Annotated in this window: 26 protein-coding genes and 1 pseudogene; 10 read left to right on the forward strand and 17 right to left on the reverse strand. The window is 65.1% G+C overall.

Annotated elements, in window-relative coordinates:
• Positions 1-16: 16 nt before the first annotated feature.
• Positions 17-511 carry a helix-turn-helix domain-containing protein gene (locus HLB44_RS30200; RefSeq protein ID WP_173132125.1) on the reverse strand — a complete coding sequence of 165 codons (495 nt, stop codon included), beginning with the start codon at positions 509-511 and terminating at the stop codon, positions 17-19.
• A 507-nt stretch (positions 512-1018) separates the two neighbouring features.
• On the opposite strand from HLB44_RS30200, the gene HLB44_RS30205 reads away from it, so the two are divergent.
• From HLB44_RS30205 to sdhB, 6 genes and pseudogenes are all read left to right on the forward strand, one after another.
• Positions 1019-1432 (forward strand): GreA/GreB family elongation factor, encoded by a 414-nt coding sequence (locus tag HLB44_RS30205; protein ID WP_173132128.1) that lies wholly within the window; start codon positions 1019-1021, stop codon positions 1430-1432.
• Positions 1433-1477: 45 nt separating this feature from the next.
• Positions 1478-2353 carry a sensor histidine kinase gene (locus HLB44_RS30210; RefSeq protein ID WP_173132131.1) on the forward strand — a complete coding sequence of 292 codons (876 nt, stop codon included), beginning with the start codon at positions 1478-1480 and terminating at the stop codon, positions 2351-2353.
• A 330-nt stretch (positions 2354-2683) separates the two neighbouring features.
• Positions 2684-3103, forward strand: coding sequence for a MarR family winged helix-turn-helix transcriptional regulator (locus tag HLB44_RS30215; protein ID WP_173132134.1), 420 nt, complete (start codon positions 2684-2686; stop codon positions 3101-3103).
• A 25-nt stretch (positions 3104-3128) separates the two neighbouring features.
• A complete protein-coding gene (locus tag HLB44_RS30220; protein WP_173132137.1) occupies positions 3129-3638 on the forward strand; it encodes a PAS domain-containing protein in 510 nt (169 codons plus the stop codon).
• Positions 3639-3937: 299 nt separating this feature from the next.
• A complete protein-coding gene (fdxA, locus tag HLB44_RS30225) occupies positions 3938-4261 on the forward strand; it encodes a ferredoxin FdxA (RefSeq protein ID WP_173132140.1) in 324 nt (107 codons plus the stop codon).
• Positions 4262-4290: 29 nt separating this feature from the next.
• Positions 4291-4398: pseudogene (gene sdhB / locus HLB44_RS37565) on the forward strand (succinate dehydrogenase iron-sulfur subunit); the annotation flags it as partial.
• Between the two features lie 54 nt (positions 4399-4452).
• On the opposite strand, the gene acnA reads toward sdhB, so the two are convergent.
• From acnA to HLB44_RS30275, 10 genes are all read right to left on the reverse strand, one after another.
• On the reverse strand, positions 4453-7173 hold the full coding sequence (gene acnA / locus HLB44_RS30230) for an aconitate hydratase AcnA (RefSeq protein ID WP_173132143.1): 2721 nt from the start codon (positions 7171-7173) through the stop codon (positions 4453-4455).
• Positions 7170-7436, reverse strand: coding sequence for a hypothetical protein (locus HLB44_RS30235; protein ID WP_173132146.1), 267 nt, complete (start codon positions 7434-7436; stop codon positions 7170-7172). The genes acnA and HLB44_RS30235 overlap by 4 nt, the downstream gene beginning before the upstream one ends.
• A complete protein-coding gene (locus tag HLB44_RS30240) occupies positions 7433-8497 on the reverse strand; it encodes a universal stress protein (protein WP_173132149.1) in 1065 nt (354 codons plus the stop codon). Before HLB44_RS30240 ends, HLB44_RS30235 begins: the two co-directional genes overlap by 4 nt.
• A gap of 141 nt (positions 8498-8638) precedes the next feature.
• On the reverse strand, positions 8639-9061 hold the full coding sequence (locus HLB44_RS30245) for a GreA/GreB family elongation factor (RefSeq protein WP_173132152.1): 423 nt from the start codon (positions 9059-9061) through the stop codon (positions 8639-8641).
• A 343-nt stretch (positions 9062-9404) separates the two neighbouring features.
• Positions 9405-9638: a hypothetical protein gene (locus tag HLB44_RS30250; RefSeq protein WP_173132155.1), complete on the reverse strand. Its 234-nt coding sequence runs from the start codon at positions 9636-9638 to the stop codon at positions 9405-9407.
• Positions 9639-9691: 53 nt separating this feature from the next.
• Positions 9692-10408, reverse strand: a complete 717-nt coding sequence (locus tag HLB44_RS30255) for an ABC transporter ATP-binding protein (RefSeq protein ID WP_343051643.1) — start codon at positions 10406-10408, stop codon at positions 9692-9694.
• A gap of 50 nt (positions 10409-10458) precedes the next feature.
• Positions 10459-11214 carry an ABC transporter ATP-binding protein gene (locus HLB44_RS30260; protein WP_173132158.1) on the reverse strand — a complete coding sequence of 252 codons (756 nt, stop codon included), beginning with the start codon at positions 11212-11214 and terminating at the stop codon, positions 10459-10461.
• 11 nt (positions 11215-11225) lie between these two features.
• On the reverse strand, positions 11226-12368 hold the full coding sequence (locus HLB44_RS30265; RefSeq protein WP_173132161.1) for a branched-chain amino acid ABC transporter permease: 1143 nt from the start codon (positions 12366-12368) through the stop codon (positions 11226-11228).
• Positions 12369-12384: 16 nt separating this feature from the next.
• Positions 12385-13401, reverse strand: coding sequence for a branched-chain amino acid ABC transporter permease (locus HLB44_RS30270; protein WP_173132164.1), 1017 nt, complete (start codon positions 13399-13401; stop codon positions 12385-12387).
• Between the two features lie 63 nt (positions 13402-13464).
• Positions 13465-14895 (reverse strand): substrate-binding protein, encoded by a 1431-nt coding sequence (locus HLB44_RS30275; protein ID WP_217283858.1) that lies wholly within the window; start codon positions 14893-14895, stop codon positions 13465-13467.
• 59 nt (positions 14896-14954) lie between these two features.
• Between HLB44_RS30275 and HLB44_RS30280 the strand changes: the two genes are divergently transcribed.
• Together HLB44_RS30280 and HLB44_RS30285 are read left to right on the forward strand one after the other, a co-directional pair.
• Positions 14955-15872: a LysR family transcriptional regulator gene (locus tag HLB44_RS30280; protein ID WP_173132167.1), complete on the forward strand. Its 918-nt coding sequence runs from the start codon at positions 14955-14957 to the stop codon at positions 15870-15872.
• 41 nt (positions 15873-15913) lie between these two features.
• Positions 15914-17026 carry a patatin-like phospholipase family protein gene (locus HLB44_RS30285; protein WP_173132170.1) on the forward strand — a complete coding sequence of 371 codons (1113 nt, stop codon included), beginning with the start codon at positions 15914-15916 and terminating at the stop codon, positions 17024-17026.
• A gap of 48 nt (positions 17027-17074) precedes the next feature.
• Here the strand turns inward: HLB44_RS30285 and HLB44_RS30290 are convergent, their stop codons facing one another.
• From HLB44_RS30290 to HLB44_RS30315, 6 genes are read right to left on the reverse strand one after another with little or no spacing between them, the layout of a single operon-like run.
• Entirely contained in the window at positions 17075-17452 is a 378-nt protein-coding gene (locus HLB44_RS30290; protein WP_425500883.1) for a c-type cytochrome, read from the reverse strand.
• Positions 17453-17454: 2 nt separating this feature from the next.
• Complete coding sequence (locus HLB44_RS30295; RefSeq protein WP_173132176.1) at positions 17455-18024, reverse strand: ferritin-like domain-containing protein; 570 nt, start codon at positions 18022-18024, stop codon at positions 17455-17457.
• 28 nt (positions 18025-18052) lie between these two features.
• The gene (locus HLB44_RS30300; RefSeq protein ID WP_173132179.1) at positions 18053-18781 is read right to left on the reverse strand and encodes an RNA polymerase sigma factor; all 729 of its coding nucleotides are present in this window, start codon (positions 18779-18781) and stop codon (positions 18053-18055) included.
• A 52-nt stretch (positions 18782-18833) separates the two neighbouring features.
• On the reverse strand, positions 18834-19556 hold the full coding sequence (locus tag HLB44_RS30305; protein ID WP_173132181.1) for a ferredoxin--NADP reductase: 723 nt from the start codon (positions 19554-19556) through the stop codon (positions 18834-18836).
• A 46-nt stretch (positions 19557-19602) separates the two neighbouring features.
• Entirely contained in the window at positions 19603-20601 is a 999-nt protein-coding gene (locus HLB44_RS30310; protein WP_173132184.1) for an NAD(P)H-dependent flavin oxidoreductase, read from the reverse strand.
• A gap of 25 nt (positions 20602-20626) precedes the next feature.
• Complete coding sequence (locus HLB44_RS30315) at positions 20627-21388, reverse strand: metallophosphoesterase (protein ID WP_173132189.1); 762 nt, start codon at positions 21386-21388, stop codon at positions 20627-20629.
• Between the two features lie 107 nt (positions 21389-21495).
• Between HLB44_RS30315 and HLB44_RS30320 the strand changes: the two genes are divergently transcribed.
• A complete protein-coding gene (locus tag HLB44_RS30320; RefSeq protein ID WP_343051645.1) occupies positions 21496-21873 on the forward strand; it encodes a MarR family winged helix-turn-helix transcriptional regulator in 378 nt (125 codons plus the stop codon).
• Positions 21874-21942: 69 nt separating this feature from the next.
• Entirely contained in the window at positions 21943-22728 is a 786-nt protein-coding gene (locus HLB44_RS30325; protein WP_173132192.1) for a 3-hydroxybutyrate dehydrogenase, read from the forward strand.
• Positions 22729-22749 lie beyond the last annotated feature (21 nt).

Here is a 22749-nt window from a genome sequence, read left to right on the forward strand (position 1 = left end):
CGTGTCGACGCCGGGCTCAGGCCGCCGTGCCCGCGGCAGCATGGGTCTTGCGATAGGCATCGACCGCGGCTTGGCGGATGCGGCGGTGGCCACCTTCCGACCGGGTCACGACGCCCAGCTTGCCCTGGTCACAGAGCATGGACACGTGCGGGCGGCTCATGCCCAGCTGCGCCGCCGCCTCGGCAGTCGTCAGCAGCGTCTCGCCGCTGGCGTCGGTGGGGCGTTCCTTGCGCAGGCCCTGCGAGGCCTCGATGCGCGCAAGCGTGGTGATGAGCTCCATGCGCATGCGCGTGCCGGCGGGCGACGGATCGGTCAGCGCCGTCGCGAGACCGAAGCAGGCGACCTCGGCAAGCCGCTTCGACAGCTCGACCGCAAAGTCGTCGATGTCGCCCGACAAGGGCCGCACGGAAACGTCCAGATCGGCCAGCTTCAGGGCTACACCGCCGCGCCGCGCATGCGGTTCGGTGTGATGCATGAACGCGTGCTCGAGGGCGAGCAGAACGTCGTCCATCGGAGGGAGCGGCTGTGCCCACGAGCGCATGATGTTTCGGATTTATCGGTACGAATCAAGTTTACTCGACAAATACGAAACAGCTGGATTGGAGGCTCATTCGTCGGTGATCCCGCACCAGGGTCGCGCGATGATCATGGTTTCAGCTCGACGTGGAGCGCACCCATGCCGCGCGATTTCGCGTTTGCCGGAAATCGGCAATTGAAGCAAGGTCTATGGAGCGACTTCCCGGAATGAATGTTGAACAGGGCTACCATGGCTCGCATGAGTCTCCATGTCATGAGGTCGACAGCGGCGGTCGCCGCGTCGTGCTACGGCACGACGGGTTGGTCCCCGCAGGCGTCGTCCTCTTGGCTACGACGCCGACTCATTCAGCCTGCTACACATTCCTGAGCCCGGCGATCCACCTCCGCTTCTTCGCGCAAACTTTCGATCACCGGGCTCCTCGCTCAGCGCTGCGGCGCACTCGCATCCGCGAGTGACCTTCGCCTTCGACGGGACTGCTCGATGCAATTCGCGACACACGATGAGCGCACGCTCACGGAACTGGATCATGTTCGCCTGGAAAGGCTCATTCGCGATCCAGCTCATGCTTCGCAAACCTTGTCAATCAGCGCGGCTCTTGATTCCGCCGAGCGGGTACCAAGCCAAAAGGTCCAACCCGGCGTGGTGACCATGTGCTCGCAGATCCTGCTGGCCGATCTGGACAGCCGCGCGACCTTCGCACTGACGCTTTGCTATCCGCCAGAGGCAAACGCGAGCGCCGGCTTCGTTTCCGTGCTGTCACCGCTTGGCGCCAGCTTGATCGGTCTGCGAATTGGCGACATCGCTCGCTGGCGCACTCCTCACGGTCAAACGGGAGCGGCAGTAGTGGCAGCAGTGCTCTTTCAGCCGGAAGCCAGCGGCCTGTACACGCTCTAACCTTGCCGCGTCCTACCCATCCTTCTATTGCCAAGGAGAACGTGCATGCTCATCAGCTCGAACTTGCCTGCGGGCGGTTACGTGAACGCGACGGAGACGAAGATGCACGACAGGCTCCTGACACGGAAAGACGCGGACGGCGTGGACCCAGATGGATCCGCTGGCGGTTATCAACGGCGCTGGCTCGGGAGCGATGCCCGCCCGCGTGTCGAGCCCGCGCAGCGTCTCGCTGAAGAGGCGGTTGCATTGGTCAGCCACGAACTGCGCTCGCCACTTGCGGCCGTCGCCAATTGGGCGCAGGTGCTGCAGCGCTCGCCGGAAGACCGGCACACGGTTCTTCGCGCCGCTGTCGCGATAGAGCGGTGCGTGCGCCTGCAGGCCGCGCTTGTCGATGACCTGCTCGACATGACCCGAATCGGCGCCGGCAAGTTGGAACTGACGCAGGCCGAGCTGGAGCTCGACGGAGTCATTCAGGCAAGCCTGGCAATGGTCGAGCACGCCGCCGAAGCAAAGCGAATCAGCCTTCGCCGCGAAGCCTCAGAACCACTGCGGTTTCGGGCGGATGCCCGGCGGCTGCAGCAGGTGCTGGTCAACCTGTTGACAAACGCGATCAAATTCACGCCGGAAGGGGGGCAAGTGTGCATTCGATCCTTCGAGCAGGGCTCGCACGCCTTCATCCACGTGGCGGACAGCGGTGAAGGCATCGAAGCCGCACTGCTGCCTTTCATTTTCGAGCGGTTCCAGCAAGCACGAACAGCCGAAGAGCGTCGAGGTGGTATCGGGCTGGGTCTGCACCTCGCCAAGCGCCTCGTTGAACTGCATGGGGGCAGCATCCACGCCAAGAGCGCTGGGCCCGGTCTCGGGGCCGAATTCACAGTCCGACTGCCCTGCATGGGGGCTCCCGAAGCGAATCGCGCATGAAGACTTCCATCGGCGTGCAGGGTACGTCGCCAACGGTTGGCGACCGGCGGGCTGCAACTCGTTGTTGACAGTCGGCATCCCGAACCGGGCGTCTCAACGCTGTCGTTGGGGATCGGGTGTTGAGCTGGGCGTGAAGTGAGCCATCGCGCAAACGTCCCGTTGAGCTGCCGATTCTTGCCGTGGGCCGTCCCCCGTGCCATGGTGTCGAGCGTTGCATCACAGCCACCGCAGGCCGGGCACGGGATGCGGTCAACCTGCAATCGAGCGCTTGCGGCGCAATGAGGTCTATCACGGTATGATATGCAGTCGTGCATGGAGGAGTGTGTGCGGATGTCCGCTCGCAAGATGTCTAAGGCCGATTTCGAGACGTTGGCCAACTTTCGCTACCAGCTGCGCCGCTTCTTGCGTTTCAGCGAAGAGGTGACGCACGAAAACGGCGTCAGGCCACTGCAGTATTTGCTGCTGCTGCAGCTGAAGGGCTTTCCCGGCCGTGAGTGGGCCACGCTCACGGAGCTTGCCGAGCGCCTGCAGGCGAAGCACCACGGAGTGGTGGCGCTCGTGTCGAGGTGTGAGGCGGCGGGATGGGTGCAACGCAAGACAAGCCGTGGCGACCAGCGCAGTGTCGAGGTACACCTTACGCCTGCGGGCGAGGCGCGCGTCGAGGAACTGGCTCGCCTGCACAGGGACGAACTTCAATCGGTGAAGTTCGGGTTCGCCGTGCCCGGTATGACACAGCGCGGCGAGTCATAGGCGCCGCCGGGGAAAGGGATTCCAAATGCCGGCGATTCAACCCCTCGATCCCGAGCACAGCGCGCCTTTTCGTCACATCGTCGATCAGACACCGGATGCCGTCATCTTTGCCGACTCTGACGGAGTCATTCGGGTGTGGAACGGCGGTGCCGAGGCCGTGTTCGGATTCTCCGCTGCCGAGGCCGTTGGCAGCAGCCTGGACATCATCATCGCTGAGCGTTTCCGCCGCGCGCACTGGGAGGGCTATCACAGAGCCATGGCTAACGGGCACACCCGCCATGGCGCGCAGGTGCGAACCACACGAGCGATCCACAAGGACGGTCGCAAGCTGTACGTCGAACTCAGTTTCGGTGTGGTCGTTGACGAGGAGGGTGCGGCCCTGGGGTCCGTGGCCGTGGGACGCGATGGCACCGCCCGCCACGTTTCCGAAGGAGCGCTTCGCGCCCGGCTCGCCGAGTTGGGAGAAAAGACGGAGAGCGGCGCCACCTGTCCGGTCGCAGGATCAGGAACTGCGCCGACGGCCAGGAGGGGCTGAGCCCTTCGCCGCTGGGTCAGGTGCGTGCATCTTACGGATGTCCTCATGATCTCCCATGGGCAAGCCACTGATCCATCTGCTGGTCTGGATGCGGGTGCCGGTATCGCGCGCACTCACCAGCCGCGGGGCTGGTTCGCTGCCGCGTTCGTCGGCATGTTCGGGCCGGGCGACGTCTTCGGCACTTGCGGCGACCTGTGGCAGGTGCGGCTCGGCAAGTTGGCGCCCGGCGCTGTGCAAGGCGCCATCGACTGTGCTGCTCCAGGGGCGCCTGTTGCGGTCGAGCGGGCGAGGGCGCGGACATGACCTTCGTCGTCACCGGGGCTTGCATCCGCTGCAAGTACACCGACTGCGTTGACGTCTGCCCGGTCGATGCCTTCCGTGAAGGGCCGAACTTTCTTGTCATCGATCCTGATGACTGCATCGACTGTGCGTTGTGCGTGCCGGAGTGCCCGGTCTCCGCGATCTTCGCCGAAGAAGACGTACCCGGTGATCAGCAGGACTTCACGCCGCTCAACGCGGAGTTGGCGCAGGTTTGGAAGCCAATCACCAGGACCAAGGCGGGGCTGCCGGACGCTGACGAGTGGGCGCAGGTCGTGGGCAAGCGCGCTGAACTCCAGCGCTGAAGGCGCGGGCGCGCCGCATCCGCGACGCGTTCCGCTGTCGATCCATCCTGAACTGTGTTGACGTCGGCCCCAAGGGATTGCTCCCCGCATCGGCCATCATGAAGATCAAGGACATGATGGTGCGACGCTGCGTGTGAGAGAGCACGAACACGCGGGAGGGCGCCTCCCAACCTCGAGGGCTCAGGTCGTGCTCAGGTCGACAGAAGCTGTCGCAGCACCATCTGCAGGATGCCGCCGTGCTCGAAGTACTCGATCTCGGCCGGCGCATCGATCCTCACCATCGCATCGAACTCAACTCGAGATCCATCCTGCCGCTTCGCGCAAACCCTGGCGCTTTGCCGCGGTGTGATGCCAGCACCGATTCCGGCAATGGAGATGGTCTCGAAGCCGGTCAGGCCTAGAGACGTTGCTGAATCTCCGTCCTTGAACTGCAATGGAAGGACGCCCATGCAGACCAGGTTGCTGCGGTGGATGCGCTCGTAGGTCTGGGCGATGATCGCCTTGATGCCCAGCAACGTCGCGCCCTTTGCTGCCCAATCGCGCGAACTTCCCGAGCCGTACTCCCTGCCAGCGACAACGACCAGAGGCGTTCGCTCTTGCTGGTAACGGAGCGCGGCGTCGTAGATGCTCATCCTGTCGCCGCTGGGAACGTGCAGGGTCCAGGGGCCTTCGACTCCGGGCGTCATCATGTTGCGCAGGCGAATGTTGCCGAACGTCCCGCGCATCATGACCTCGTGATTGCCTCGTCGAGAGCCGAAACTGTTGAACTCCACCGGCGGCACGGCATGCGCCTCAAGATACTTTCCCGCCGGTGAATCGACGCCAATGGACCCGGCGGGCGAAATGTGATCGGTGGTGATCGAGTCCCCGAGCAGTGCAAGGACTCTGGCTCCGTTGATGTCCGAGATCGGTGCCGGTACGCGTGCGAAGTCAATGAAATAGGGCGGCTCGCGAACGTAGGTCGATTCGCCGGCCCAGTCGAACAAGGTGCCGGTGGGCGCCGGCATGCTCTTCCACTTCTCATCGCCTTCGAATATGCGGCCGTACTCGAGGTCGAACTGATCCGATGACACCGAGGCGGCGACCAAGGATTCAACTTCTTCGGCGGTGGGCCAGATGTCCTTCAGGTAGACGGGCTTGCCGTTCGGATCGGTCCCCAGCGGATCCACGGTCAAGTCGCACATGATCGTTCCGACCAGCGCGTACGCGACACACAAGGGCGGCGACGCCAGGTAGCTCGCCTTCACCTGGCTGTGGATGCGGCCCTCGAAATTTCGATTGCCCGATAGAACTGCCGCCACTGCCAGATCTTTTTGGCTGATGACTGCGGCGATCTCATCGGGCAATGGGCCGGAGTTGCCAATGCAGGTCGTGCATCCGTAACCCACCAGATTGAAACCGAGCTTCTCGAGGTAGGGCGTGAGGCCTGCCTTGTCGAGGTACTGGGTGACGACGCGCGAACCCGGCGCCAGAGAGGTCTTCACCCACGGCCGGCACTGCAGGCCTGCCTGCACCGCCTTGCGGGCCAACAGGCCGGCCGCGATCATGACGGCGGGGTTCGACGTATTTGTGCAACTCGTTATGGCCGCGATGACGACCGAGCCATGGGTCACGGACGCGGCTGCGCTCGGCTGCTCGATATGCTCCGGCGGGGCCTCGAGCACCTCGCCTGCTGGAGCGCCACCTTCGTCCACGAGCCGAGCAATGTCCTTGGCACTCGCGTCGGCTCCGGCCCCGGCGAGTGCGGACTTGAAGGACTGCCTGACTCCCGGCAACGCGACGCGGTCTTGAGGCCGCTTGGGTCCGGCGACGCTCGGCTCGACCTTCGCCAGGTCGAGGTCCAGCACTTCGGTGAAGCGGGGCTCGGCGTCGGCGTCGGTTCTGAACAATCCCTGCTCTCGCGTGTAGCGCTCGACCAGGTCGACGCTGGCTCCGCGCCCGGTCAGATGCAGATACTTCAAGGTGGTCGAATCGACCGGGAAGAGCGTGGACGTGGCGCCGAATTCGGGTGACATGTTCGACAGCGTGGCGCGGTCTGCGATGCCGAGGTTGCTCAATCCCGGCCCGAAGAACTCGACGAACTTGCCGACCACGCCGTGAGCTCTCAGCATCTGGGTCAGGGTCAGGACGAGATCGGTGGCCGTCGTGCCGGGTGGCAGCGTCCCGCGCGTGCGCACTCCAATGACGATTGGCCTGGGCAGAAACATGGGCTGGCCGAGCATCGCCGCTTCGGCCTCGATGCCACCGACGCCCCACCCCAGCACGCCCAGGCCGTTGATCATCGGGGTGTGCGAGTCGGTCCCGACCAGGGTGTCCGGAAAGGCCCAGCCGTCGCGCGCGATCACGACGCGCCCCAGATGCTCGAGATTGACTTGATGGCAGATCCCCATGCCCGGTGGCACCACGCGGAAGCCCTCGAACGCTTGCTGGGCCCAGTTGAGCAGCGCATAGCGTTCCAGGTTGCGCCGGTACTCCCAGTTCAGGTTGGCGGCGTAAGCATCGATGCTGCCAAAGCGATCGACCTGAACCGAATGATCGATGACCAGGTCGACCGGGACCAAGGGATTGACCCGCTTGGGGTCTCCGCCTGATCGGGCGACCGCGCTTCTCAGGGCCGCGAGGTCCACGACGGCTGGAACGCCAGTGAAGTCCTGCATCAGTACGCGTGCGGGCATGAACGCGATGGACGCATCGGCGCCGTTCGGCCACCGGGCCAGCGCCGCGACATCGGCGTGCGACACGTCGCGGCCGCCGGCCCGTCGGGCGATGTTCTCCAGCAGGATCTTGACGGTATGCGGAAGGCTCGCCACATCCGCGCCTGTCCTGCTGGCCAGCTTGGCCAGGCTCAGGTAACGCACCGTCCCCGAATTGATGACCAGCGTCGAGCCAAGGTCGAGTGGATCGTTGCTCATGAGATGTTTCCTTCGTGACGGCGGCCGCGAGCGCGCGGCACTGTCGATGCCGGTGCAACCGACGCTGCCGAGCGTCGCTTGCCGTGGAACTCCAGCGGATTCAGACGTTGCTCCGACGGGTGCAGACAGCACTGCGTCAGCGCTTGCGGATCGGACAGAAGTTCGGCATCGATGCACTTCGCCACGACTTCGGTGACCTGGCAGTAGACCCACATCTGCTCGAGCACTGCATCGACCCATGGATTGCTGAAGCTGGATTTCATGCGTCAGTCCTGCTGTACTGACCAAGGCCCTGCCGGGCACGAGTCGCTGGCGCCGGCACCTGCGGGCCGGTCAGAGCGCCCGCCATCGCTGCGGCGCCCCGGGCAAGACGCACTGTGTCGGGGGCTGTGTCGTGGCCCGGTGACCGCACCAGCGCCAAAGGTCGACGGGGCACCGGCTTGCTGACCGGGCGCGGAATGATCAACATGTCGCAGTGGGAGCCGGCCAGCAGGCGGTTGCTGACGCTGCCCAGAAAGAAGGTCGCCATGGTCGAACGCCCCCGCTTACCGGCGACGATCAGATCGGCACCGAGCGTCTGCGCCTTGTGCAATGCTGAATGGGCGGCCAGCCCGCGGCCCAGCGTGAAGCTCATGCGTCGGCTGTCCAGGCCGAGTCTGGCAACGCTGCGGCGCATGCGGGCGATGACGCCGGCCTCTTCTCTGGCTCGGGACTCGCGGATGACGGCTTCGGGCACGTCGGCTTCGCGCAGCACCGCCTCGCGCGCCGAACTGATGGCATGAAAGACCTGGATGCAGGCGTCAGGCGCCAGAAAGGCAGCGGCGCCGACCGCCGCGTCAGAGCTCGGCGTGAAATCGACCGGCACCAGAACGCGCCGATACGGAGCATCAGCCGATTGCTTCACGATGAGCAGAGGGCGGCGGCACGTTCTGAGCAGGCGGTCAGCGGTCTTGCCGACCACCAGATCCCTGAAGGGGTTGCTGCCGCGCTGTCCGAGCACCACCAGTTCTGCGCGTTCCGATGCGCGCAAGATTTCCTCGAGAGGGTCGCCTACCCGCAGATCGATGTTCACCACCACGTCGTGCCGGCCGACGATCTCGGCCGCGAATCGGCGCAGTGTCGCTCGCGCCTGTGCGGACTTGAGGCCGATGTCGATCGAAGGCGAGAACCACTCGCGCAGGGGTTTGCATCCGGCCGGTTTCACAACGTGCAGCATGCTCAGTCGTGCGTCATGCTCCCGGGCCAGAAGCGCGGCCCGGAGTACGGCATTGTTTCCGTCCACCGAAAAGTCGGTGGCCACCAGGATCGATCTGAATTGGGTCATTACGGTTTCTCCTCATGACCTGGGTCGTCGAATGGGCGTCGGACCCTGTGTGCAGGCGGGTTTGCACCCGGGAGTTGCCCGCGAAGGTCCGTCGTCAACGGTGTGCAGTTCGGGGAGCGCGAAGTGCGCTCCGGGCGGCAACTACATCGAGTAGTCGCCGCTTGCCTCCGGCTGGAAGAGGATGGCCAGGATCTCGGCCACTCTCTCATCCCCCGCCGGGGTCAGCCAGCGCGCCACACACCCGACGCGCAGACCGAGCAGGCTCCATCCCACCGGCGACAGGACGGAGACGAACCCTGCGCCAGGTTCTGCATCCGCCGGATAGCACAACGTCAGCTGGCTGCGCTGGCCGGTCGCAGGGTCCACCAGCAGGACCTGCGAGTACATCGTCACCACGTCAGGCGACACCTGGCGCGAAGGCACGATGGCGGCTGCGTCGAGGTCGTCCCCGATGTGCAGAGCGCGTGAGGAAAACGATCCGTCGCGGCTATCGCGATGGACGAGATTCGTCAGTCGGACGTGGTCCAGTTCCGTGAGCGTACGCTCGAGCGCCAAGACTTCCATGGGGCACACCTTCAGATGTCGGGTGCTTGTCTGCGGCCTGCAGACCCACACCATCGCGCGGGCTTGGGGCCCGGCGATCTGAGGTTTGCGCAGTAGGGGTGGAAGTGATCGCCGGGCTCAGAGATGTGCGGCCGGCAGACGGGGTGGATTCCCCGTCCCGGCCGACAAGCCAGGCGCACGCGAGCAGCCAGCTGCCGTGGAGGCAACTTGGCAGGGCGCGCCGCGATGCACGGCAGTGGAGGGGATGATGCACATGGGGCCGACCATATCGGCGTTGTCGAAATAGGGCAAGCAACCGCCGACAATTCCGCACCCCGTGTGAGCGTATCGCTGCGCTCGCGCATCACTGCCGCTTCAGCCGCAACCCGCTCGCCGCGACCCGCAACACGCCGTCATGCTCCAGTTCGAGGTGCTCGCCACTCGCGAGCTTGTATTCCGCAACCCCCGTGGGCTCCCACTGCTGGAACCCGGCCGATATTGGCGCGTGGACAAGGTGTTCGTAGCCGAAGACCTTGTACGACGCGCCTTGGTCGTCCTGTGCGACGAAGGCTTCGAGAAGATGAAGCTTTCGATCCATGTTGACTCTCCTGCTGGATGAGTGGTGCCGCGGGAAAGCCCCCAATCGCCGCGTCACAGGGCGAGGTACTGCTGGCGCAGGTCCTTGTTGTCGATCACGTCGCGCGCGCTGCCGTCGAATACGATCTGTCCCATGTCGAGAATGAGCGCGCGGTCGGACAGGTGCAGCGCAGCGATCGCGTTCTGCTCGACGATGATCGTCGTGAAGCGCAGCGACTTGATCTCCTCGAGGATCTGCTCGATGTCGCGAACGATCACCGGCGCAAGTCCTTCGTAGGGCTCGTCCAGCAGCAGCAGCTTCACGTCGCGAGCCAGCGCGCGCGCCACTGCCAGCATCTGCTGCTCGCCGCCCGACAGCGTGACCGCGTCCTGCCGGCGCCGCTCGGCCAGGCGTGGAAAGTGTTCGTACAAGCGCTCGATCGACCAACCGCGTGGGGGCTCGATCTGGGCCAGTTGCAAGTTCTCCTCGACCGTCAGGCCGGCGATGATGCGCCGGTCCTCGGGCACCAGCCCGACGCCGTTGCGCGCGGCCTGCCAGGCCGACATCCGGTGCAGCGGTTTGCCGGCGAGCCAGATCTCGCCGTTCTTCAACTGCGGGTCTGCAAGCCGCGCGATCGTGCGCAAGGTCGAGGTCTTGCCAGCGCCGTTGCGACCGAGCAGCGCGACGATCTCGCCTTCACGCACGGCGAAGCCGACGCCCTGCACGATGTAGCTTTCGCCGTAGTAGGCGTGCAGGTCGTGGCACGAGAACCAGGTCGACGGCGAAGCCACCGATGCAGGCTCGGACGAGACCTGCGGCCTCAACGGTACGAGTGTTGCATTCACAGGCGCGCCCCTCCTAGGTAGGCTTGCTGCACTCGTTCATCGCGCTTTATCGAGCTCGGGTCGCCCTCCGCGATCACGCTGCCCTGTGCCAGCACGCTGATGCGGCTGGCCAGCGAGAACACCACGTGCATGTCGTGCTCGATGATCACCTTGGTGACCTTGCCGTCGCCAACGCGCTGCAAGAGATCGATGGTGTTGTTGGTGTCCGCGCGGGACATGCCGGCGGTCGGCTCGTCCAGGAGCAGCAGTGTCGGGTCCTGCACCAGACACATTGCCAGTCCGAGCCGGCGTTTGTCGCCGCGAGACAGGCTGTTCGCAATGACGTGCCGCACGCTGGCGAGGCCGACGTCTTCGAGCATGTGCTCGGCCCGATCCCGCACCTCGGCCTGGGCGTCGGTGCGCGACCACAGCTTGAGCGCGAATGCGGCGTCGCGCCGTGCCAGCGCGGGGATCATCACGTTGTCGAGCAGGCTCAGGTCGCCGAAGATCTCGGGCGTCTGGAACATGCGAGCGATGCCCGCCTGGTTGATCTGGTGCGGATGCAAGCCGATCAGCGAGCGGCCGCCGAAGCTCACCGAGCCGCTGTCCGGCGCGACCCTGCCGACGAAGCAGTTGAGCAAGGTCGACTTGCCGGCGCCGTTCGGACCGATGATCGCGTGCACGCTGCCTTCATCGATGCTGAGATTGACGTCGTTCAGCGCCCTCAGTCCGTCGAAGCTCTTGCTGACACCCATCACGTGCAGGATCGACATGGCGCGTGTTCCTACGCGGCGCTGCGCGACGGAGCCGACGCGACGCGGGCTTCGCGTCGGCGGGCACGGCGCCTGAAAGCAGCGGCCAGGCGCCGGGTGCCTTCCATCACGCCGCCCGGCAGGAAGGTCACGACGATCATGAACAGCGCGCCGAGCGTCAGCTGCCAACCTTCGCCGACGAACAACCCGGCGAAGGGCACCACGGCGTTTTCGAGCGGATCGGGCAGCACGGCGAAGAATCCGTGCAAGGTCTGGGCGTTGAAGGCGGAGAAGATGTTCTCGAAGTACTTGATGATCACCGCGCCGACCACCGGTCCGAGCAGGGTGCCAACGCCGCCGAGGATGGTCATCAGGACCACTTCGCCCGAGGCGGTCCACTGCATGCGCTCGGCGCCCGCCAGCGGGTCGGTCGCGGCAAGCAGCGCGCCGGCCAGACCGGCGTACAGGCCCGAGATCACGAACGCGGCGAGCGCATAGGGCCGTGTGCTGACGCCGGTGTAGCTGAGCCGGTTCTGGTTCGACTTGATCGCTTGCAGCATCGTGCCGAACGGCGAACGGGTGATGCGCATCGCGACATAGAACGCCACAATCAGCAGTGCCGCGCAGAAGTAGAAGCCGCTGTAGCCGCTCATCGAGATGCCGAAGAGGTGGGTCGACGGGATGCTGCTGCTCGGACCGGAGAGCCAGGTGTCGATCAGGCGCAGGTCGGTGCGCCTGATCTGCAGGCCGGTCTCGCCGTTGGTGAGCGGCGTGAGCACCGAGTAAGCGAGGTTGTAGGACATCTGTGCAAACGCGAGAGTCAGGATCGCGAAATAGATGCCGGAGCGGCGCAGGCACACGTAGCCTATGACGAGCGCGAACAGACCGCCGACGAGCGTTCCGAACAGCACGGCCGGAATCACGTTCACCGTCAGCAACTTGAAGCACCACACGGCGGCGTAGGAACCGGCGCCCAGGAACGCGGCGTGACCGAAGGACAAGTAGCCCGTCAGGCCGAACAGGATGTTGAAACCGATCGCGAAAATGCCGTAGATCGCGAACCGCTGCAGCAGATCGGGGTAACCGGCGCCGAGCGGCGCCATCCACAGCGGCATCGCGAGCACCCCGAATGCGAATGCGCCGAACAGCACGAGATCCTTGCGGGCAGCGGTCATCATGGCGCGTCCGTCCTCATGTTTCCATCAGACCCTTGCGACCGAGCAGGCCGCGCGGGCGCACCAGCAGGATCACGACGGCGACCAGGTAGATGATGATCTGGTCGATGCCTGGAATCAGGCTCTTGACCTGGTTCATCGATGCGAGCGACTGCAGGATGCCGAGCATGAATCCGGCCGTCACGGCGCCGCCCAGAGAACCCATGCCGCCGACGACCACGACGACGAATGACAGCACCAGGAATTCCATGCCCATGTGGTAGTCCGGCGCCAGGATCGGCGTGTACATCGCGCCGGCCACGCCGGCGACGAGCACGGCGATGCCGAACACGATCGTGAAGCGACGCTCGATGTCGATGCCGAACAGCGCCACGGTTTCGCGGTCGCGCATGCCGGCGCGCACCACCATGCCGAAGGTGGTGTATTTCAGGAAGGCGAACACCGCCCCGATCACGAGCAGCGAGAAGCCGAAGTAGATCAGCCGCCACCACGGGTAGCTCAGCGCATCGCCGAGGCCCAGCCAGGCGCCGATGCTGGCTGTGCCGGAGTAGGCATCGGGCGCCGGAGCGGGAATCGCATTGGCGCCGAAATACGCCTTGATGATCTCCTGCAGCACGATCGCCAAGCCGAAGGTCACCAGAATCTGGTCGGCATGCGCTCGCCGGTAGAAGTGGCGGATCAGGCCGCGCTCGATGGCCACACCGATCAGCAGCATCACCGGTATGGCGAGCAAAATCGACAGCGGCACCGCGTAGTCGATCAGGCGCTCGCCGGCCTCGCCAAACCAGATCTTCAGGTACGGGACTTCCTTGTACGAGTCGAAGAAGGTGACACTCTCATCCTTGACCTGCTTGGAGATCGTGAGCAGCCGGTTCAAGGCCACGGCGCAGAACGCACCGAGCATGAAGAGGGCGCCGTGCGCGAAGTTGACGACGCCGAGGGTGCCGAAGATCAGAGTCAGGCCGAGCGCGATCAGCGCATAGGCGCCGCCCTTGTCGAGGCCGTTCAGCAGTTGCAGCAGCAGCGCGTCCATGGTGGCTGGGGCTGGTCTGACAAGGATCTGCGACGACGATCGTGGGGCGCGCGTGTAGCGGGGTCAGGCCGTGTAGGGACCCAGCTCGCCGCCGCCCATCCTCGGGTCGTACTCGACCTGCTTGCGTGGCACGACCTTGACAACTTCGAGCAGCCCGAAGCGGTTCGTCGGCTTCTCGGCCCCGCGCATCACCAGCACATCCTTGAAGCACTGGTGGTCGCCGGCGCGGTATTCGGTCGGCCCGTTGCCCAGCCCGTCGAACTGGAAGCCTTCGAGCGCCTTGATGACTTCAGGCGGGTAGAAGGTGCCGGCCGTCTCGACCGCGTTGGCATACAGCAAGGTCTGCACGTAGCAGGTGTGGGCGGCTTGCGACGGCGGTTCGCCGTACTCCTGGCCGAACGACTTGGTGAACACCCTGGTCGCCTCGTCCTGCAATGTCCAGTGCCAGTTGGCCGTGCCGAGAATGCCTTTCACAGCGTCGCCGGCGCCTTGCGCCATCAGCCGCGAGTACAGCGGCACGACGATCTCGAACTGCTTGCCGTTGACCATCTTGTCGCGCAGGCCGAACTGGACTGCCTGGCGCAGCGAATTCACCATGTCCTTGCCGTAGTGGTTCAGGATCAGCACGTCCGCGCCGGAGTTCAGCACCGGCGTGATGTACTGAGAGAAGTCGCCCGCTCCGAGCGGCGTGCGCACTGCCTTGGTGGTCTTCCAGCCGAGCGCCTCGGTGGCGTTCTTCAACGACTCTTCCTGCGTCCAGCCCCAGGTGTAGTCGGCCGTCAGGTGGTAGGCACGCCGGCCCTTGCCCATCTCCTGCGCGAGGATCGGTGCCAAGGCCTGGCCCGACATGTAGGCGTTGAAGAAGTGGCGAAAGCCGTAGCGGCGTCGGTCCTTCATCGTGGTGTCGTTGGAGTGGCTCAAACCGACCATGAAGAGGATGCCCATTTCCTGCGCCAGCGACTGGGTGGCCACCGCGACCGCCGACGACGAGCCGCCCGAGAACATGATCACGCCGTCCTTTTCGATCATGCGTTTCGCCGAGGCGCGTGCGGCGTCGGCCTTGGTCTGGGTATCCCCGGTGACGTACGCGACCTTCTTGCCGAGGATTCCGTTGCCCTTCAGCGACGAAGGCTTGAACGTCTTAGTCATGCCGCCGTCACCTTCGCCGTTCAGGTGCTTGGCGGCGAGCTTGAATGCCTTCAGTTCGTCGGCGCCCTCGTCGGCATAGGGGCCGCTCTGCGGCACGTTGAAACCGAGCGTGACGGTCTTCGCACTGCCTGGGTTGTTGCGGAAGTCCGCGGCCCATGCATTGAGCATGTAGAAACTCGGTGCCGCGATTCCCCCGCCGATGGCACCCATGCCCTTGAGCACCTTGCGTCGAACGTCTTGCATGTTGATCTCCGTGGGTGAGGTGTGAAGAAGTGGGGCGTTGGCGGACGGTTTGCCGTATCGAGATATTCGTTCCCCTCGAACCACAAGTAAAACGAGTTCCATTGCCGGTTCAGTGCAATACTTGTGTTGTCAATATCGCCCCCGCCGAGCATCCAATCACCATGGACATCACTCTCGCCCGGACCTTTCTCGAGATCGTGGCGAGCGGCAGTTTTCTACGTGCCGCAGAGCGCTTGCACGTGACGCAGACAGCCGTCAGCGCGCGCGTACGGACGCTCGAAGAGTTGCTCGGACGCCAGCTCTTCCGGCGCAACAAGTCAGGGGCGTCGCTGACGTCTGCTGGCGAGCATTTCATGCGCTATGCGCCGACCTTGATCCAGGTCTGGGAGAGGGCGCGCCACCAGGTCGCCGTGCCGGCGGGCCGGCGTGCGGTGGTCACGGTCGGATGCGAAATCAGCTTGTGGGATCCGCTGCTCCTCGACTGGCTGCTCTGGATGCGCCGCGCTGCGCCGCACCTCGCACTGCGCACGGAGGTCGGTGCCCCGGAGAGCCTGATCTCGCAGGTGTCCGAAGGCATCCTCGACATCGCGATCGTCTATGCCCCGCAGCAAAGGCCCGGCCTGCGCATCGAGTTGCTGATCGAGGAGAAGCTCGTGCTCGTCACCACGCTGCGGCGTGGCGGCGCCCCGCGCCCGGCCGACTATGTCTTCGTCGACTGGGGCCCCGAGTTCGCGGCGCAACACAACCTGGCGTTTCCCGAACTCTCCGGTGCCGGCGTGTTCACGGGCCTCGGCCCGTTGGGGCGGGCCTACCTGCTGGAAGCGGGCGGTTCCGGGTACTTTCGCTTGAGTGCGGTGCGCGCCGAACTGGAGAGCGGCCGCCTGCGCCGTGTGGCTGGCGCCCCGGAGTTCCTCTATCCCGCTTACGCCGTCTATTCCGACAGCGCCGACCTGAAGGTCGTGACGCCGGCACTGGCCGGCCTGAGGCACGTGTCCGGCGCGGAGGCCCAAACACCGCCGGGCGCGAAGGCACGCAAGCGCAGCATGTCGGCCAAGCGCGTCAGTGGGGCGTCTTCATGACCGCAGGACGTCGATCCGGTGCTGCCACCAGAGCCGCGAGCATGCGCGCGCGTGGCTCATCGCCACGCGCTGCCCTGCCTGGCCAGGTCGTGCTGGTGCTGCAAGGCGGGGGTGCACTCGGTGCCTATCAGGCCGGCGTGTACCAGGCCTTGCATGACTGCGGCATCGCGCCGAACTGGGTCATCGGGACGTCGATCGGTGCGGTCAATGGCGCCTTGATCGCAGGCAACCGCCCTGAGCACCGGCTCGCGCGCCTGCACGATTTCTGGCATCGCGTCGAGAAGACGCGACCGATCGCGGCACTGGGCCTGGGGCCGGTGGCGCAAAACTTCTTCGGCAACCTGGATACCCTGCTGGGTGGCGTCGCGGGCTTGTTCGAACCGAACGTGCAGGCCTGGCTCGGCGCGCATGCCCGTGTCGGCATCGAGGCGGCGTCCTGGTACAGCACGGCACCGTTGCATGCCAGCTTGAGAGAACTGACCGATCTCGAGGCCCTCGCCGATCATTCGACCCGCTTTACCGTTGGCGCGGTCAACGTGCGCACCGGTCGCATGCGCTACTTTGACAGCCGCGACGAGCGGCTCGGTGTCGACCATGTGATGGCCTCGAGCGCGCTGCCGCCTGCCTTTCCGGCCATTCGCATCGATGGCGAGCCCTACTGGGACGGCGGAATCTACTCGAACACACCGATCGAAGCGGTGCTCGACGACAGGCCGCGGCGCGACTCGGTGATCTTCGCGGTCAACGTTTGGCAGCCGGATGGCGAGGAGCCGCAGTCGCTCTGGGAGGTGATGGGGCGGCAGAAGGAGATCCAGTACGCCAGCCGCGCCGACAGCCACATCGCGCGCCAGCAGCAGATCCACCATCTGCGCCATGTCGTTCGTGAACTCGCGCGCCACTTGCCCGCCAAACAGCGTGAGTCGGCGGCGGTCAAGGAACTGGCCTCATGGGGATGCGGCACCGTGATGCACGTGATCCCGTTGCTGGCGTCGCGCCTGGACGGAGAGGACCAGACCAAGGACATCGACTTTTCGGCAGCCCGCGTGCACGCTCGCTGGCAAGCTGGCCTGAACGACACGCTGCAGGTCATCGAACGCGCGCCGTGGACGGCTGCGGTCGATCCGATCGAAGGCGTCATCGTTCATCGCGCCTGACCCGGCACCCGTCTTACCGGAAGGTGCCTTCCGGCGATGAACGCTGCGCTACTTGCCGCATTCCGGCGTCCGGTTGGCCCGCTTCAGGTAGACGATCAGATCCGCCCGCTCCGTCGGTTCGGAGACGCCGTCGTAGGTCATCGTGCTGCCGGGAACCATGGCCAGCGGCTTGGCAAGGAAGCGGTCGAGCGTTTTCTCGTCCCAGGTGATCTTCGAGTTCTTCATCGCTGTCGAGTACTCGAAGCCCGGCACGCTGCCGGCCAGCCGGCCGAACAGGCCGCAATGCCGTGGACCGACGCGGTCGTAGGCCAGCGCGTGGCAGGCCAGGCAGCGGGTGTAGAGTTGCTCGCCGCGCCGCACGTCCGGCGCTGCCCCTGCCGGCGCGACCGCGCACAGCGCGAGCACACCGGCAAGCGCCGCGCGAATCGTCACGACACGTAGGCCGACGGTACCGGCACTTCACCCAGCGCCTGGCGCAGGATGGCCCAGTGCATCGCTTCGTCGCCGAGGATGCTGGCGGCGGCTTTCGCCAGGTCGCGGTTTCCGAACAGCGGCACAGCGCCGAGATAGGCGCTGACGGCGCCCTGTTCGAGCCTCGCCGCAAACTTCAGCACGTCGGCCTGCGTCTTCAGCTGCGCGACCGGGAAGTTGTATTTCGCCTTGGCTGCCACCGGCTTGCCGCCGAGCTTCTCCACCGTCTTGGCGAGCAGGTCGGCATGCTCCTTGTGATGACCCTGGAAGGTCAGTGCGAGGTCGAGCGTGGGCTTTTGCAGCAGCTTGCTTTCGGCGCCGAGCTGGTAGGCCGCAATCGCTTCGAGTTCGGCGCCGAGTGCGGTGTTGAGAATCTGCGCGTCGGCCGCGGTGGCTTCACCGGCATTGGCGGCCAGCGCATGCTTGCCGGCAAGCAGTGCAACCGCTGCGCCGGAAAGGACCAGTCCGGACTGGCCGAGGAACAGGCGGCGAGCAGTGATCGGGTCGGGCATCAGCAGGAAGGACATGGTCAACTCCAGTGGGGTGGGTCGTGGATCAGGATCGGGGGATGGCTCGGTTCTCGGGGAGCCTGGCCAGCACAGCGGCGACGATGCGGTCGCAGCGCGCACCGTCGAACGAGAAAGCCTCGCTGATGGCGAGGTCGACGTCGCGCGACAAGCCCTCGCGCAGCAGGCCGCGGGCGCGGAAGTAGCGCGTGCGCACCGTGGCTTCAGGAAGCTGCAGCGCCGTGGACACCTCCTCGACGCTCAACTCCTCGACCGCGCGCAGCATGAAGACGGTCCGGAACGCTTCAGGCAACCGGTCGATACGGGCTTCGATCAGTCGACGGATTTGCGTACGCATCGCGACGTGCTCGGGCCGTTGGGCGGGGTCGTCCTGCATCGATTGCTGCGTGTCGGGATCGGCCGATTCCATGGCGGTATCCAGGGGAATGACTTGCGCGCTTGACCGCCGGCGCAGCCGCCCCAAGGCCTCGTTGATGACGATGCGCACCAGCCAGGTCGAGAGCTTCGACTCGCAGCGATACGTCGCCAGTGCCCGCCACGCGCGCAGGTAGGCCTCCTGCAATGCGTCTTCGGCCTCGGCGTCGTTCTTCAGAATGCTGCGCGCGGTGCGAAACAGCAGCCTGTTGTGGCGCCGCATGATGGATTCGAAGGCGAAGTCATCGCCGCTGGCGGCGCGCTGGACGAGTTCGATGTCGGTCGTCGCGGCTGACATGGCCGGCTGTTGTGACGTGCGTACGGAGGTCTGTGCTGTTTGCATGGTGTCGGCTCTTAGTCATAGGATGGAACGGTGGCGCGCTGCGTTCCCGCACTCAATAGCCGTAGAACTCTTCGCTGCGGATATCGTCGTCATCAATCCTGGCGTCGTTCAGGGTCTGTCGCATCGCTTCGACCATGCCGGGCGGGCCTGCGAGGTAGTAGATGGGCTTGATCAGCGCATCGGTTGCGCGTTTCACGAGTGCCGCGTCGATCAGGCCCTGCGAGCCGGTCCATGGTTGGCTCGAACTGCTCATCAGCGTCATCGTTGCGATCAATCTGAAGTCCGCGTTGTGTCGTTCGAGCTCTTGCAACTCGGCAAGGTAGGCCGCGTCCTCCGGTCGACGGTTGGAATAGAGCAGTACGAGTTGCTGGTGCAGCCGATCATGGGCTGCTTGTCGCACGATGCTCATGAACGGCGTGATGCCGATGCCCCCTGCGATGAACACGGCCGGCCGCGCGCGGTCGTTGTGCAAGGTGAGCGAGCCGGACGGGCCTTCGATCGCGATGCGCGCGCCGACCGGCAAGGCCCCGAGCGTGCGCTTGAACGCGCTGTCGCGCATCCGCGTGGCGATCGCGAGTTGGTTCTCGAAGGGCGCGCTGACGATCGAGAAGGTGTGGCGTGCGTTCTGCGCGTCGCCCGCCGGCGACTCGAGGAGCACGACGTCGATCGCCTGGCCGGGTTTGAACTGGAAACCGGCGGGCTTGTCGAGATGGAATGCCATCGTGCCGTGCGCGACTTGCTCGCGTCCCCGAAGCTTGGAGGCATGCATGGCCATGTTGCGTCTCCTGTCGATTGAGGTCCTACGCCGTTGGATGTGGCGATCATGTGTCGCATTCCCGCGTTGATCCGCCGGAGCGACCTTGCGCGAGGTTTGCGCCCATGGTCAGTTGCCGCTCTGCCTGCGCACCAATGCGCCGCACGAGCGTCGCCGCGCTCTCCACGCTCACGATCAGGTCGACGGCTTCGCCGGCCCACACCACCGCGGTGTCGAGGTCACCCTCTCGCGTGGCCGCCTGGTAAGGCCCGCGCTCGGCGTCCAGCGCCGCCGACAGTTCGCGCTCACGACCGTGCCAGCGTTCCATGAAGCGATTGCGCAGCCCACGCCCCGTGTACGGGGCTGGCCAGGCCATATCCCGCACGGTGTCAAACACGGTCGTGCGCGCGGTCTGTTCACCGTGTGCAGCAACGATGCATCGCTTGGCCAGGCCATGGCCGAGTGCCTCATCGCTGGCATAGAAGCGCGTGCCGATCAGCGCGCCGTGGGCGCCAAGCATCAGTGCCGCCGCCAGTCCGCGGCCATCGGCGATACCGCCGGCGGCCACCACCGGTATCGGGGCCACCACATCGGCCACCGCTGGCACCAGTGGCAGCGTCGAGCGCCCGCCGCCATGGCCACCGGCCTCGGTGCCCTGTGCCACGATGATGTCCGCTCCCGCCTCGACGGCCAGTTGCGCTCCGGCCAGGTCCTGCACTTGGCAGATCAGCTTGCATCCGGCCGCTTTGATGACCGCCCCGTGAGGCCTCGGGTCGCCGAACGACAGCATCACCGCGTGCGGTCGGTGGCCGAGCACCGACTCGACGAGGCCAGTGTCAACTGACCAGGTGATCAAGCCGACGCCCCAAGGTCTGGAGGTCTCTCCCTTGACCCGCGACAACTCCGTGCGCAGCCACGCAGGATCGCCATAGCCTCCGCCGACCAGACCCAATCCACCGGCGTTGGAAACCGCCGCAGCCAGGCGCCCACCAGAAACGCCCCCCATCGGCGCCAGCACAATGGGGTGCTCCAGTCGGAACATCTTGGTCAGTGCGGTGGTGATCATCGTTCTTTCCTCGTCAGGGTGTTGCTCAGACTTCGATCGTGAAATCCGGGTCGAACCGTGCGTTCTCGTTGACGCCGGCCTTCGCATACCCGCGCGGGTTGCAGATCACGCGGGTGCCGTTCAGTACGTAGTCGAAACTGTCGTGCGTGTGGCCGTGGATCCACCACTGCGCTCGATCGGCGCCGACAAGGTGCTCGAGGTCCGAGACGAAGCAGGCGTTCAGCAGCGATCCGGCAAACCTCGGGTGGATGCTCCGAAGTGACGGTGCGTGATGGGTGACGACGACCGTCGGCCCGGCATGCGGTGTATCGAGGCGTCGATCGAGCCACTTGGCGTTGCGCTCGAACAGGGCAACCGAATCGGCAGGGGTGAACAACGCACTCGGCCCGTCGTTGATCCGGATGCGGCTGAAGTCGCGCATCCGGCATTGCGCTTCCGCGATGGCAGCCGCTCGCTCGGCGCCGTCGCCGAACAGCATGAAGTCGGTCCACAAAGTGGTACCGAGAAAGCGCACACCACCAATGACGACTTCATCGTTGTCCAGCACATGGACTTGCGTGCCGTCACAGAGTCTTTTCAGTTCGCCAACAGCAGCCTCAAGGCTACTGCCGTAGAACTCGTGATTGCCGAGCACGTAGATGACGGGCTTGGTCAGCCGCATGGCCCACTGCGCCGCCTGCCGCGGCGGTGCGACGTCACCCGCCAGAACGATCACGTCGGCGTCGTTCAGCGGCGTGTCGAGCGAACTGTATCCAATGTGCAGGTCGGACAGGATATTGAGCTTCATGGAAGGGTGATTGCTTGGTTCTGCCCGACACTATCACGACGTGATATAAGGGCATCATGAAGGGTCAATCTCGGATGCCGGGCCGCAAACTATCAAAGGCAGACCTCGTGGCCCTTGCGCGCTTTCGCTGCTGGCTGCGCCGGTTCCTCAGGTTGACCAGGGAGGTGCCGCGCCGCAACGGGGTCACTGCGCTGCAGTACCGGTTGTTGCTCCAGATCGATGCCTTCCCAGGCCGCGAGTGGTCGACCGTGCCGGAGCTTGCCGAGCGCCTGCAAATCAAGCATCACAGCGTCGAGGCACTCATCTCGCGCTGCGAGACGGCGGGTCTGGTGAGCTACAGCGCGACTCGAGGCGACGAGCGTCGCGTGGAGGTGCGCCTGACGCCGTCAGGCAAGCGGTGCCTGGAGTGCGCGGGACGGCTGCATCGGGACGAGCTTGTGGAGGCGAGCCGTTTCTTCGTGCCCGGCTTCGGCCAAGACGCGTGATGCCTGCTTCGCTCAGTCGATGCGTATCGTCCAGTTGACAGCAACTCAATCAACGTACAGGAGCAAACTATGAACAGACTCGAAGGCAAAGTGGCCGTCGTCACGGGTGCGGCCAGCGGCATCGGCAGGGCAATTGCGCAGACGCTGTCGGTTGAAGGCGCAACCGTTGCCATTGCCGATCTCAAGCTCGACGCGGCGAATGCGGTCGCACGGGAGATCACGGCGCAAGGCGGTCGGGCGATCGGCGTTGCGATGGACGTGACGGTCGAGGCCGAGGTCGATCACGGCATCGATGCGGTGGTCGCGCAGTTCGGCAGCATCGACATCCTGGTGTCGAATGCGGGCATCCAGATCGTCAATCCGATCGAGCAGTACGCCTTCGCGGACTGGAAGAAGATGCTCGCCATCCACCTCGACGGCGCGTTCCTGACCACACGCGCGGCTGTGCGACACATGTACAAGGGCAGCCGAGGCGGTGTCGTCATCTACACCGGCTCGGTGCATTCGCACGAGGCCTCACCACTCAAGTCGGCCTACGTCACCGCCAAGCACGGCCTGCTGGGACTGGCTCGCGTGCTGGCCAAAGAAGGTGCCCAGCACCATGTGCGTTCGCACGTGGTGTGTCCGGGCTTCGTGCGCACGCCCCTTGTGGACAAGCAGATTCCAGAGCAGGCCAAGGAACTCTGCATCAGCGAAGACGAGGTCGTCAAGAAGGTCATGCTCGGCGACACGGTGGATGGCGAGTTCACGACCGTGGAGGATGTTGCGCAGACCGTGCTATTTCTCAGCGCATTCCCCTCCGCTGCGTTCACGGGTCAGTCGTTCGTGGTGAGTCACGGCTGGTTCATGCAATGACGAAGTTCGAGCGGGCTTCAG

Origin of the sequence: Pseudaquabacterium terrae, assembly GCF_013266755.1 — a bacterium.
Classification (GTDB): Bacteria; Pseudomonadota; Gammaproteobacteria; order Burkholderiales; family Burkholderiaceae_C; genus Pseudaquabacterium; species Pseudaquabacterium terrae.